10 protein-coding genes and 1 tRNA gene are annotated in these 13,346 nt (G+C 35.3%); all 11 read right to left on the bottom strand.

All coding sequences use genetic code 11. The annotated features are described in order from the left end of the window. Positions 1 to 100, bottom strand: a 100-nt coding sequence (locus tag DMB65_RS04145; protein WP_165834861.1) for a GIY-YIG nuclease family protein, incomplete at its 3' end; no start/stop codon positions are given. A gap of 55 nt (positions 101 to 155) precedes the next feature. Continuing rightward, positions 156 to 228: transfer RNA gene (locus DMB65_RS04140), tRNA-Met, on the bottom strand. Positions 229 to 501: 273 nt separating this feature from the next. Next, positions 502 to 2,031, bottom strand: coding sequence for an ArnT family glycosyltransferase (locus DMB65_RS04135; RefSeq protein ID WP_110305396.1), 1,530 nt, complete (start codon positions 2,029 to 2,031; stop codon positions 502 to 504). 172 nt (positions 2,032 to 2,203) lie between these two features. Beyond that, complete coding sequence (locus tag DMB65_RS04130; protein ID WP_110305395.1) at positions 2,204 to 3,322, bottom strand: PepSY-associated TM helix domain-containing protein; 1,119 nt, start codon at positions 3,320 to 3,322, stop codon at positions 2,204 to 2,206. Positions 3,323 to 3,530: 208 nt separating this feature from the next. After that, positions 3,531 to 4,745, bottom strand: a complete 1,215-nt coding sequence (locus tag DMB65_RS04125; protein ID WP_110305394.1) for a hypothetical protein — start codon at positions 4,743 to 4,745, stop codon at positions 3,531 to 3,533. 18 nt (positions 4,746 to 4,763) lie between these two features. Then, positions 4,764 to 7,115 carry a TonB-dependent receptor gene (locus DMB65_RS04120; protein ID WP_110305393.1) on the bottom strand — a complete coding sequence of 784 codons (2,352 nt, stop codon included), beginning with the start codon at positions 7,113 to 7,115 and terminating at the stop codon, positions 4,764 to 4,766. A 105-nt stretch (positions 7,116 to 7,220) separates the two neighbouring features. Next, positions 7,221 to 8,312: a heparan-alpha-glucosaminide N-acetyltransferase domain-containing protein gene (locus tag DMB65_RS04115; RefSeq protein ID WP_110305392.1), complete on the bottom strand. Its 1,092-nt coding sequence runs from the start codon at positions 8,310 to 8,312 to the stop codon at positions 7,221 to 7,223. Positions 8,313 to 8,366: 54 nt separating this feature from the next. Next, positions 8,367 to 9,782: an AMP-binding protein gene (locus DMB65_RS04110; RefSeq protein WP_110305391.1), complete on the bottom strand. Its 1,416-nt coding sequence runs from the start codon at positions 9,780 to 9,782 to the stop codon at positions 8,367 to 8,369. Positions 9,783 to 9,800: 18 nt separating this feature from the next. Beyond that, the gene (locus DMB65_RS04105; protein WP_110305390.1) at positions 9,801 to 10,043 is read right to left on the bottom strand and encodes an acyl carrier protein; all 243 of its coding nucleotides are present in this window, start codon (positions 10,041 to 10,043) and stop codon (positions 9,801 to 9,803) included. 35 nt (positions 10,044 to 10,078) lie between these two features. Next, positions 10,079 to 11,485 carry an MATE family efflux transporter gene (locus tag DMB65_RS04100; RefSeq protein WP_110305389.1) on the bottom strand — a complete coding sequence of 469 codons (1,407 nt, stop codon included), beginning with the start codon at positions 11,483 to 11,485 and terminating at the stop codon, positions 10,079 to 10,081. Next, the gene (locus DMB65_RS04095) at positions 11,482 to 13,335 is read right to left on the bottom strand and encodes an IucA/IucC family protein (protein WP_110305388.1); all 1,854 of its coding nucleotides are present in this window, start codon (positions 13,333 to 13,335) and stop codon (positions 11,482 to 11,484) included. The genes DMB65_RS04100 and DMB65_RS04095 overlap by 4 nt, the downstream gene beginning before the upstream one ends. Between the last annotated feature and the right edge of the window lie 11 nt (positions 13,336 to 13,346).

Below are 13,346 nucleotides of genomic sequence, written 5' to 3'. Positions count from 1 at the left end.
CATTATGAGATTTAAATCTTTCGATTAAATTGGAAGTAAAACCAGTATAATTTTTCTTAAATTTTTCAGAATAAAGAATGTAAACAACAAATTCAGCCATATTTCAAAACGCTATAAACAAAAAAACTCCAGATTTCTCTGAAGCTTTTACTTAGTAGCGGGAACAGGACTCGAACCTGTGACCTTCGGGTTATGAGCCCGACGAGCTGCCTACTGCTCTATCCCGCGATGTTTCGGGTGCAAAGATAAACACTAAATACGGTTATCCAAAGAAAATTCTGAAAAACTTTATAGGATTGGTATATTGTTTTGTAACTGTTTGATAAGTAAGTTCTTAATGGTTAAAATAGAGGGTTAGATTTTATAGGCGGTATTTCTGTTTTTTTCAGATTTATGAATACCCATTATGCATTCAATATCTTCATGTTATATTGGAGTTATAACTGAAAATTTTAGAAATATTAAATCATTAATTCGTCTTAGATATTCCTGAATCAGTACTTATTTTTTACTGTAATTTTTAGTTTCTTTAATTTCATTTTCAATTCTGCCATTAATATTAATTTTGGCTCCCTTAAAAACAAAAAGGGTAGTTTGATATTCTCTCGCATATTTGTTGGTTATTTTACCTCCAATAACAGAAGATTCAAAATAATGACCAGTTTCATTCAATTCGGTAGTGTGTTCTTCATATTCCCTGACTCTGATGAGGTTTTGATAAACGACATTGAGATTGAACCAATTGACATAATCTGCATTGAAAGAAACCGCTTTGATTCTTTTTTTGGTGTAATAATTAATCGCACCGGCCTGTCCGTAATTATCACACAGCACAAGTGTTTTATCTGAATTAGGTAATAAAGCGTAAACAGAATCTGTTTTACGGGCAAGTTCTTTCCAGCCCAGCATATCAGCAAAGTCCTGAGGCAGTTCATGATCCTGTCCGTCTTCCCAACGCAGTAGCCCCAGCTTTTTATATTTTTCAGAATGGTTTACAATGTATTCAGGGCTTTTATTTGGAAAAGCAAGATTGTATATCGGAATAAAAAACAATATCGGAATGATAATGAATACTGCTAATAAATACCGTTTCCATCCTTTTCTGAAAACTTCAGACAAGAAAACCGAACCAAAAGCAATATAAACAGGGTATAGGCCAATCGCATAATATCCTTTTGCTTTAAAGTATAAAAAAACAAGAAGTGTAAAGAGGAGAGAGGCAAAGAAAAATTGGTATTCTTTAAATGGTTTGTAAAATAATAAGGCAAATAAAGCAGCAATTATAACAAAAAGAGAACCAATAAAAAGCAACAATTGTTCTTTTAAAAAATCAACACGATCGACATTAACTAATTGTGTTTCGGACAATTCTTTCATATGATGTACTACCGGGAATTGATTGTTGTATTGCCATAAAAGATTGGGCGTAATCAATACCAATCCTAAAATCAAAGCAAAATAAAGTTGCTTTTGGGCCAGTATTTTTCTTTGCTTTGAAAGTAAAAGTGCCGGAAAAAGACCAATAAGTAAAAAGAGGATATTGTATTTGTTCAGAAAACCAAATGCAAAAACGATCGCAGCGATATAGATCCATTTTGTTTTTTCACTGGTTATATATTGAATTATTGTGTAATAAAAAGCTGTCCAGCACAAGATGTCTAATGAATTGGGCTGGTAAAGCATATTCATTCGGAGTAATGATGAAAACACAATACAAACGGCTCCTAAAATTAAAGCATATACGTTGCCTTTCAGCATTTCAATGGTTTTCCATACGATTACCAGAGTTAAAACGCCAAAAAGGGCAGGGAAGAACTTCACCCAGAAAACAGAATTTCCAAGTAACAGAATGATATATGAAAACCACGATGTTGCAGGAGGGACTGATAAATAGCCCCAGGCCAGATGATTTGCCTGATCAAGATGCAAATATTCATCGCGCTGTAAATCGTATTCAGGACTTAGCAATGCATATTGCAACACAAATTTTAAAATTATGAAAGCGATTAAAATTAAGTTTTTTGGGCTCATTCAGACTTTGGGTTTACGTCGAAGGTTTTAATTTAAATTACTTTGAAGCATTGCTAATATAATTTATTTAGGTTTCATGCACAAATGAAAATGCTGATTTTCAATAAAGCGAAAGCTCCGGAGAAATCCGAAGCTTTGTCTGGTCTGTACACTTGGTTATTTCTAAAAATAATCAGAATTTAGTTTTAACTTTTTTTCTTTTTCCAAGCCATATCAGTAATCCCGTAACTGGCAGGGTTACGGCAAAAAGACAGACGATAAAGGCAAGTATTTTGGTAGGATATCCGAAAATGCTTCCAGTATGGATTGGATAAATAAGACGTTTTAATTTGTCTCCTCTGGAAGACGATTCATAAGGCCTGACTACTATATTTTTACCAGTGTATTTGTCAAAATAAAGGGAGCTGTACTGATTTGGAATATTAAAATTCAAATGCTCTTTTAGTACCAGAATACTATTGATCGTATCAGCGGGCATCCTGATTTGCATGTTGCCTTTGTCAGGAAACAGACTGTCTGTTTTATGATATATATGTTGATAAAAGTCAGTTTTATCCAGTTTTGGATCTATTTTGACAGGGTTTTCTACTTTAGCAGAAGGTTTATCTGTGGTGCCGTTTGCTAAGTAGTACATTCCGTTTTCAAACCATTTAAAAGACCATGTTAAGCCCGTAAGGGCAATAATTAATAAAAAAAGAAAAGTGTAAAAACCAAAAGTCGAATGAAAGTCCCAGTTGATTCTTTTAAATGATCCTTTCCATTTCACAGTCAGGCGCTGTTTAAGGTTTTTGGCTTTTTTAGGCCACCATAAAACAAGCCCGGAAATTAACATGAATACAAAGATCAGACAGGAACATCCTGTAATGATTTCGCCAATGTCATGCATCAGTAAATTCCTGTGTATGCTTAAGACAATAGAGAAAAAACGGTTTTTCTGTGCCATAGTTCCAAGTGTTTTTCCGGTGTAAGGATCTACAGAGAAAATTTGGCTATCCCCTTTGCTGTCTTTTCCTATAATTGTAAGGGTACGTTTTGGGTCACCATAAACTATAATTCGGTTTAATTTTTCAATGCCATATTCTTTTTGAATGGCACTTGTACAATAATCAATTGTTTTTTTCTTTTTGCCAATCTGCGCTACATTATAAAATTCAGGATTGAAAAACTGGTCTATTTCTTTTTCAAAAACCAATAAGCTTCCGGTAAGAGCTACGGTAAATAAAACCAGACCAGAGGCAAGTCCTAACCACAAGTGAAGTTGTCCAATTTTCTTCTTTAATTTTTTCTTCATGTGTTTCTAAAGAATTTAATTTTTGCAAATCTATATTTATTTGGCATAAATTAGGTGCGATTTTGTGTTATAATATCCAAGGTTATTTATGAAGAAATTCCTAATTTAATTGTCTAAAACGCCAAAAATAAAGAAGCTGTCCCGGCAATAGACAGCTTCTTCTTTTTAATACGAAAAATAAGTTTTGGTTATATAGTCAAAAAAGACATTATCGTAATTTTCCAACGAATATTAAGCTACCGCCAACTGCTTCTGAAATTGCTTCAAAATCGGCAGCTCCATTTTGCTTCAAAAGACTGAATTTACCGTTTGGAGCACTGATATTACCGTAATATTCTACACCATCAATTGTACCTACTGAGTAAACGGTTCCGTATTGCTCAAATGATGTAAAAGGTTCAACCTTTAACGTTTTTAAATCTACAAGTGCAAATTTTGTTGGTACATTTAGCCAGTCAGCAGGTTTTGCAGGTGCGGTAAATGTATTATCGTGATACTGTGCAAGCGCTTTATCTCCGTGAACATAAGCTACTACATTAACAGAATGTGCATTTAAAGCCGTTTTTAGATCTACGAAGAAATTAGGATCGAATGTTCCGTTAGGATTTACCTTTAATAATCCGCTTGTGGTTGGATTACCGGTTACTGTGCTGTAATCTAATGAAAGGGCAGTTTCACGGGATGGTCTGTAATACAATGAACCATCGTTTCCTTTTGCAAACGTATAGTATCCCATTGACATGCGGGAATCGTTAACATACGAAACTGCTTTTGATGCTCTGTCAAAAACAGCGATTTGTGCATATTGCAGAAATTTGTTATAATCGGTTGGAGTTGCTGCCACCGGTAAAATAATTTTCCCTGCCGAAGTCACATAACTGCTATACGTAGCTGTTTTAATCGCAGCATCATTACTGAAAGGCAATGGCGTTACTGCTATAGTTTCTGTTATACTCATAGTCGTTGGATTGAACTTAATGACTTTTCCATCATTTAGGGCGAAAAAATAAGCTTCCGTTTCAGACACAAAAGCAGGTGGGCCAAAAGTACCGCTAACTCCGGTGCCGGCAAGGCTTAAAGCATCTGCACTCGAAATGGTCATATCATTACTTACATTATATTTAGTTAAGGTTGAAGCGGTACCATTCCAAACATAAGGATGCTCGCCATAAGAATATATGGTTGCACCAGGACCTATTTCTGTCATCGTTGTGTAATCAAGAGTTTCCGGAAATTTATCGTATGCACCCAAATAAAAAACCCTGCCTGCCGGCGTATTAACACGAACAGCCGCTATTACTGCCGGATTGTCTCCCTGACCTGAATCTTTTTTTGAATCATCAGAACTGCATGACGTAAATGCGAAAGCGGAACATAGTATTGCCAGTGCAGCATATTTCATAAAAAATCGATTTGTTTTCATACTGATTATTATAATTATTTAAAATTGAGTTACTAATTTGATATTCAATGATCTTCCTGGCTTTTGTACGCCAAAAAAGTCATAATTTTTTTCATTACTTAAGTTTTGAATTTCTGCTGTTAATGCATATTTCAGCCCCTTAATATTGTTATGATAAGTGGTACCAAAATCAAAGGTTTGCTGACTTGGGATAACAAATGGATTTACAGAAGCACTTTCCCAGCTTCTAAAAAATTCATGTACATATCTGGCATCAATAAAAAGAGTTAGTTTAGCAACTTTCCCAATTGTGTTGTGAAAAGAATAGTTGATGCCTCCGTTTGCAAAAAAATAGGGTTGATTAGGTACTCTGTCCCCTTTGTAGGCTGCAAAGATTCCTTCTTTGGAGTCATTATAAAAGTGCTGATACGTGCTGTTGGCGTGAAATGAAAGCCTTTCATTTTTTGATGTCCAGTTTCCTGAAACTTCAAACCCTGTAGAAGTAGCCTCAAATACATTCTGATAAATATTACTACGATCAACGCTCGGAACAAATAAAATTTGATTGTCTATCTTTCTTAAAAAAACATTGGTTTGAAGCTGCCAATTGCTGGCTTCATAATTGGCTTTGGACTTAAAAAAAAGCTCAAAATTAGCATTATGACTGCGTTCTGGTTTTAAGTTTATATTCCCTTGTATAAACTGACCATCTCCAAACAATTCATCTGTCTGAGGCAGACGTGTAGCATATTCATAAGTCAGTTTGGTAGAAAACTGTTTTGTAAACTCAAAACGGAATCCATTTCCAAAACCAAAATAGTTCACGTTCCTTGCTTCTTTTATGAGTGTATTATTAGAAGGTATCTTTTCTTCTGAATTGACTTTCTGCCAATAATTTTTAATAAAAAAGACATTCTCTAATTTTTCATTAAAGGCATTTATTTTAAAATCTGCCCCATTTACCCATGTGAATAAATCTCTTTTGGCACTGGCAGGATCATAACCCGTAATAAGCCTGTCATCTCCGGTTTGTCTGGAGTAGGTAGGTGCTGAAGTAAAACTCAAGGCATATTGCTCATTGATTTTCCATGAAGCTTTCAAACGTGAAAAAATATCATTATTCCAGGTGTAAGTATCGCTTGGTCCATTAGATTCTGAAATTTCTCCTCTCACATTTCCTTCAGAACCCGGAATACGTTCTCCATACCAATTGTAGACAAAATCAGATACATCCGTAAATTGGCGTTCTCTGTAATTGTAGCCTGAGATAACATCCAGTAAAAATTTTTCACCAAACTCGTTACGATAAGTAAGTACAGAACCTGCCGATTTTCGATACGTCATTACCTCTCCATAAGGAATTCCAACCATTAACTGATTATGCTGAATTTCTTTTGTATAATTGGTGTAAAAGCCTTCTATGCTCAATTCCTTTGCCCAGACCCTGTCTTTTACACCAGTTGTAAGCTGCATTCCGTAGCCTTTGTAGGCATCATGAAATCGAGGTACTGTTACGTTTTTAATCTTACCGACATCATCTGCAACATCAACATCTACTTTGTAATTGTTTTTGGAGGTGTCATAAAACCCACCGCCTTTTATAAAAAATCCCGTTTTTTCATTATAATTATTGAGGAGAATCGATGTTCTGTAGGTTCCAAAAGATCCCGCCTGGGTTGAAAAAGATCCGCTGAAACCGGATTTTATTTTTGGGGTAACCAAATTGACAGCACCACCAAGAGCGTCAGCTCCAAATTCAATAGGAACGACTCCTTTATAGACTTCAACACGATCAATCAAATTGAGCGGAATTGTTGCAATTCCAAAATTAAAACCACGGTATTCCAATGGAATTCCATCTATGAAAAACCGAATCTGATTTCCGGTCAGACCATTCATAGAAAAATTAGTTTTCGAGCCTATACCGCCGCTGCGTCTTATGCTAATACCCTGTGTTTGGGCTAATACATCTCCCAAATCGGCAGTTTTAAACTTTGCTTCCCGCATTTCGATAACCGAAACGGCTTGTGCCGATGTTTCCTTTTTTTGCTTTTCAGACGCATGGGTTATAAGCACATCATTTAATTGCTGTACCTCTTTTTCTAAAGTTGTATTTATTGAGGTATTTAAAGAATTCTCTAAAAGAATTGCCTGTTTCTTTGTACTATACCCTTTTGAACTTACCTCAATTGTATAGCTTCCATTGGCCAGATTTTCAATATGATAAACTCCACTAGCATTTGTTGAGGTATTTATCGGGGTATTTAAAAACCGGATATGTGCTTTTATTGGATTTCCATTTTCATCGGTTACCTTACCAGATAATGTATTTTGGGCCATCATAAATGTTGACGGGATGAATACCAGTAATAAAACTATTTTTAATTTCATGAAATATACTTAAAATGATATTTTATTTTTATTTAGAATGAATAAAAATACAAAAGTATGAAATTATCTATAAATAATGTTACTTAAAATAAATAAACTTGTCATTTAATTTAGAATTTGTACCTCTTTTGATGCTTGTTTTTTTATTTTTAAGGAATCTAAAAGGATCTGAACAGAAAAAGTGAGTACAATATAAAGTGCTATAAGCATCAATACGATTGATATATCATTATCCCTGAAACCGAAGATTCCTTTGCCCCAGGAAATCAATATCCATTGGATCATGTACATGCTGGTTAGGTTCTTACTACAATATTTTAAAAGTTTTATGAATTTATTTTCTTTAACATTTTCGGATATTTTAAACAGAAGCCACAGAAAAATTAATGTCCAGCCTGCAAAATAGATAACACCGCCAGGTCCCATGTGGTAAAATCCATTGTAATTATAGTCTCCATAAATAAAAACCAGAGGCGCACCCAAAACAACAAACAAAAAGCCAGCATATAACATCTTTTGAAATAATTGTGCTCTGTTATAATAGAGTTCCTGATACCATTTACCAAAAAACATCCCAATAATGATAAAAGACATCCAGGGAAAAACAGGAAAGTATACGTATGCCGGAAAATCATTATTGAAAAGAAGATCTAAAACATAATTAACTACCGGAATATCAATATTGATTCCGCTCACTTCTCTGGAAACTAAAGCGATTAGGATCCCAACTGCTAAGATACCATATTTATTGGTTACGTATTTTCTAATAAAACCAATGAACAGCAAAGACATTCCGGCTAACTGGAGAATATCACCTAATAACATCAAATACAGATATTGCTGTTCTATCGGTCCATGCCATCCGTATCTTTGAATGAAATTATCAGGTGCAAAACCAAAAATTACAGGAAATATGAACTTCAAAAAATTCATTAAAAGTGCTGCAATCAAGAGCAATCCACCACGTTTAACGGAACTTTTAAGACTTTGATGGCGGGAAGTCATAAATGTGAGTCCCATACAAATAAGAAAAATAGAAGTTCCTCTGCCTAAAAAAACAATAAAACTCCCAATAAATGTTTCCGACTGTGATTTGACATCTGCGAATGTTAATAATGTATGTATAATTACCATTCCTATAACACTCATTCCTTTTATTAAATCGAGTGCTGCAATTCTGTTACTTTGCTGTTCCATAGTTTTATTTTATAACAGGCCAGTAAAACCTGTTTATGCATTAATGTTTAATAATTACCCTATAACTGTTTTTGAAGCTACGAGTGAATTTTCGTTTTCGTTGATATATTTACTGATAGCAGGGTAATCTACTTTGCCGTTAACGGTCAGCGGTATATTTTCTAAATAATAAGTTTTTAATGAACTGGTGTGTAATCCCAGCTTTTCTTTTAATACCTGAGTGATGGTTTCTCGTACCAAAAACTCATTTTGATGTATGATTCCGAGATATTTGTCATGGACACTGATGCAGATAACGGTTTGCCCTTCTAATTCATTTTTCAGCAAAAGCTCAACCTCATCAAGATTCAGGCGAACTCCAAATAACTTTATAATCCGTTTAATCCGTCCTTTTATATAGAAATGACCCGATTCATTTTTTTCTGCCAAATCACCTGTATAAAGTTTGTTACTATAATTATAGTCCTGTAAATCAAAAGCATTGTTGGCATAACCTCCGGAAACATTGGGTCCGTAATAAATAAGTTCACCTGTGCTTTTATCAATTTCAAATCGTCCGTTTTTGACAGGTATTCCTATCGACGTTCCTTTATCCCGAAAATCTTGCGGTGGTAAAAAAGCCATTCGGCCACTGGCTTCTGTCTGTCCGTATTGTGCAAAAAACTGTTTATTATAAAGATGTGAATAATCTGAAATAACGTTTGCAAGCTCTTTATTCAGCATTCCTCCTGTATGGGTCATGTACCGTAATGACGGAGTATCTTTTTTAAAGAAACCAAAGCGTTGCAGTAACTCATAAAAATACGGGACTCCACTCAGCGTAGAAAAACCATAATAGGCAAGATCTGACCAAAATTCTTTTTGAAGTACGTCCCTGTCCGTACAGACAATCGTATTTGCTTTTATACAGTTTGTCGTAAAAATAGAAAAGCCATACACAAAATTAATGGGCACATTTAACGGAACAACATCGTGTTCCGTTATTGGCATGTACTCCATAATAGATAAGGCATTCTGAACCAGATTATCATCTGAAATTTTAACAAATTTAGGGGATCCCGTGGAGCCAGATGTACTCATTAAAAGCTTAACATCAGCATGAATAGGATAGTTACGGATTTCTTTTCTTTTAAACAATGAAATATTTTCAGATACTGGTTTTAAATCATAACCCTCAACTGTAGTTCTGGACGGATCCCAGATATAAGCAGGCCTGTATTCATCTTCGAGGTTTTGTTTAAACTGAGGATGCAGGCCTGCATTAAGCAAAGCTACTGTATATCTTTTTTGATAAAAATTTAAAAACGTTTCAATTGTTGGTAATTGATTGTCATTATAAATAAAAACAACAGCACGTAAATCTTCAATATCTAAAGAATCATGTAATTCCTGAAACGTTTTTTCAACTTTGGTTTTTGCATCGATAAAATTTAAATTTTGGTTTTTTTTAATTAGATTATAAAGTTCCATAATTTTTTCTTTTGAAATTTATTCGATTTCTACACCGTTTTTCTTTAGAATCGCTTTTATTTTATCCACGCTTCCCATTTCCAGAATATCTTCCATCGAAATAGTGACATTATAAAATCTCTCCAGTTCTTCAACTAAAAGCAAATGACTCATCGAGTCCCATTCGACAATACCCTGATATTCTAAATCTGCTGTAATTGATTCAACAGGTATTTCAAACGCATTAGCAAATACCTGATGTAATTCTTGTGTTGTGCTCATAATAATCTTATTTTAATTTATTAATACTCTTTATTTTAAACTTTAGCGTACTTCCATTTTCCGCTTTTAAATATTGTGATACAGCCAAAAGCCAATACAAGCTCTGAGATCAATATGGCTGCAAAAATGCCTTTTGGACCAAACCCCATTACTACTCCAAATGTGTATGAAAGTGGTATTTGGAACACATAAAACATAAGAATGTAAAGCAGGGTCACAATCATTACTTTTCCGGCTGCATTGAGTGCTCTGGAAATAACCATTGTATAGCCTAACAATACATAAGCAATCGAAATAATATGGATATAGGTAGTGCTGTGGTCAATTACTTCCGGAACATCTGAAAAAATGCTGACTACCGGATGTGCCATAAAAATCCACCCAACGGCTACAGTAATCAAAAAAATCATATTGATAATTCCTGCTCTCCATACTGATTTTTCGGCTCTTTCGGGCTGTTGTGCACCCAAATTTTGTCCGGTTAAAATTCCGGCAGCATTGCCTATACCCCAGGCAGGCATAGTAACGATTGAAGCAACACGCTGTGCGATTATGTATCCTGCCAAAGCGTTTCCTCCAAAATGTGAAACGATTTTTATCATAAACAGCCAGCTCGATGCAGGAATCAAATACTGTAACATACCACCAAACCCGAGTTTTATTACTTTTTTAAAAGTTTCAAGATGAAATAGCAGCTCTTGTTTTCCAATTTGAATCGCAGCTGTTCCTTTGATGAAATGGTAGGCCTGATAACAAACGCCTATAAAGCGGGCTGCAGCTGTTGCCATTCCAACGCCCAATAGTCCGTAAGCCGGAACCGGACCCCACCCAAAAATGAGCAAAGGACACAAGAGTATGTTTAACGCATTTGACAGCCACAGTGTCTGCATTGCAATAGCAGCATGACCGGCGCCACGAAAAATACCGTTTAATGCGATCCGTATCAGAATAAAACCACAGCTGGCAAACATTACTTTTGCATACAAACTTCCTTGGGTTATCATTGCAGGAGTCAGTCCTACCACCCTTAGTATTGCATCGCTCCATATAAAACAGATGATACTTATCAGGATACCGCAGATTACACTGATGTTTATTACCTGTCCGGCAGTGATGCTTGCGTCCTTAAAATTCTGCTCGCCAACACGTCTTGCAATTAAAGTCGAAGCGGCAATACTCAGACCAATTGAAACCGAATAAGAAAAGCTGATAACAGACTCGGTAGAACCCACAATAGAAACTGCTGCTGCGCCAAGTTTGCTCACAAAAAACAGACTGGCACAAACAAAAACCGATTCCATTACCAACTCTAAAACCATAGGAACTGCAAGTAATACAATCGCCCGATTGATACTTCCTGAAGTGAACTTTTTTTCTCTGCCTAATACTGCAGTAAAAAACAAATCGGTATAGGATTGAAGCCTAAGAACAACTACTTTCATGATTGGTGTTGTATTGTTTTATTACTAATCGCTGCAAACTCCCTGCTCTCATATTGTTTAATTACGTAGAGCGGATTAGGAAGTTTGCTTCCTTTTTTCGGCACGGCAAAACCAGTTTGTTCTGCATAGCCATTATTGAGCAGTTTCAAACTATTGATATAAAAACGCTTAAATTCCGGCTCAAAAAGATTGTATTTTTCAAATCGGTCTGTCAGGTGTGGATGATCCTGCTGGTATTCTTCAATCGATTCTATTACAGTTTTCCAAAAGAGATGTTCGTCATAATCCATATACGTATGTAAAATATCAGACAGATATCTGAAAAAAGCATCAAAAACACCTATCAAAATAAACAAAGGCGTGTTTTCTTTATTAGAAGACTGGATAAGACCGTCTTTAAGATCAGCCGGTAATTTTGCTTTGGCTTCTTCTGTCAAAACAATATCATCAACAAAATCTTTGATAATGATACGCTGTGGTATTCCATTTTTCATGACCAAAATAATATTCTCGCCATGTGGTGTTACACATAAGGAATGCTGGTAATAAATATGTAGTAAAGGCTTTAAATACGCTTCTAAATAGTGCTCAAGCCAGCTTTGAATACTAAGTCCGGAAGCATTTATTAATTCCTGAAGAAAAGGTTGCTTATCGTTATCTACATACAATAAAGCTGCCATTGTCATTAGTTTCTCATCAGGTTTTCTGTACTTTTCAGCACTTTCCCTCCATAACGCACCTAACATTTCCCTGTAATGGTAAGGACTGTCAGGTATTGCATTATACTGAGGATGACGATAAGAAACCGTAGCAACTTCGCCTAACAGTACAACTCCTTTTTGTTGAAAATAAGGATCTTTATCCAGCATCTCTTTTACCCATTTTGTTACTCCTGGCGCAATATCCATTTGCTTTGGGGAGAGTCCGCGGATATTACCTGTGCTCAAAATAGAGATTGCCGTTTTTACATAATGCTTTGACGGATAACTTAGGTTAAAGAAAGTTCGGATACTTTGTTGAGGTGAATATACATCGTCGCTTTTACCCAAAATAACTAAATAGTGGTTTGCGAGATCCTGATGGAATTGCAGCAAAATTTTATTGTTCAACTGCCAGGGGTGTACGGGTATAAACACATAATCTTCGACCGTAACTTTCATATTGCGTAGCTTTTCCTGAAATCTTTTATAAACTTCTATACCTAATTCGGCAGCATAAAAATCATTAAAACGGATTGTTTCCAAGGCGTTAAATGTGGCTCTTTTTTTATGTGCGGCCAGCCAGTACAAATCAGTATTTTTATTGGCTTCGGGAGCGTAATTATGATAATCACTATTGTTAAAACCAATGCGTCCTTTGTTTGCAATAACCCACGGATGTCCCTCCATTTGGTGTTCAATGGTTTGATAATCGGCTTCAGTCAAATCATAAACACTCCGTTTTTTACGGGTGTACAAATGTGCATCAGCGTATAAGGTATTTAGGAGTTCTTCTGTATATTTTGCCATTGTAAAAGAATCTATACCAAAGGTTTTTTGTAATTCTATAAAAAAGCAAAGAACATCTTTTGCGGGTGCAGCTACATTATTTTCCCATCTTTGGATACTTTCTTTTTCAATATGCCAATATTCCAAAAGTCTTGGATAAGCTGAAAAAGTATAATAAACCTCCTGGAGATCAGTGGTTAGTTTAAAATGGGTCATACCCTCTTTTTGACTGCCCGTAATCGTTGGTTTGGCAACATCTTCATGCATTAATTCGGCTAAACTCTTGACTAACAGATTAAGATTTACCTTTTCCCAAACCTGAGCGGTAAAAACTTCTAACTGTGGGATTGTTTCTATATTCATTTCAGATGTGT

This window comes from Flavobacterium cheongpyeongense, from assembly GCF_003202435.1.
Lineage (GTDB): Bacteria > Bacteroidota > Bacteroidia > Flavobacteriales > Flavobacteriaceae > Flavobacterium > Flavobacterium cheongpyeongense.
Note: the sequence above shows the minus strand (reverse complement) of the source record. Positions and strands in the feature narration are given on the sequence as shown.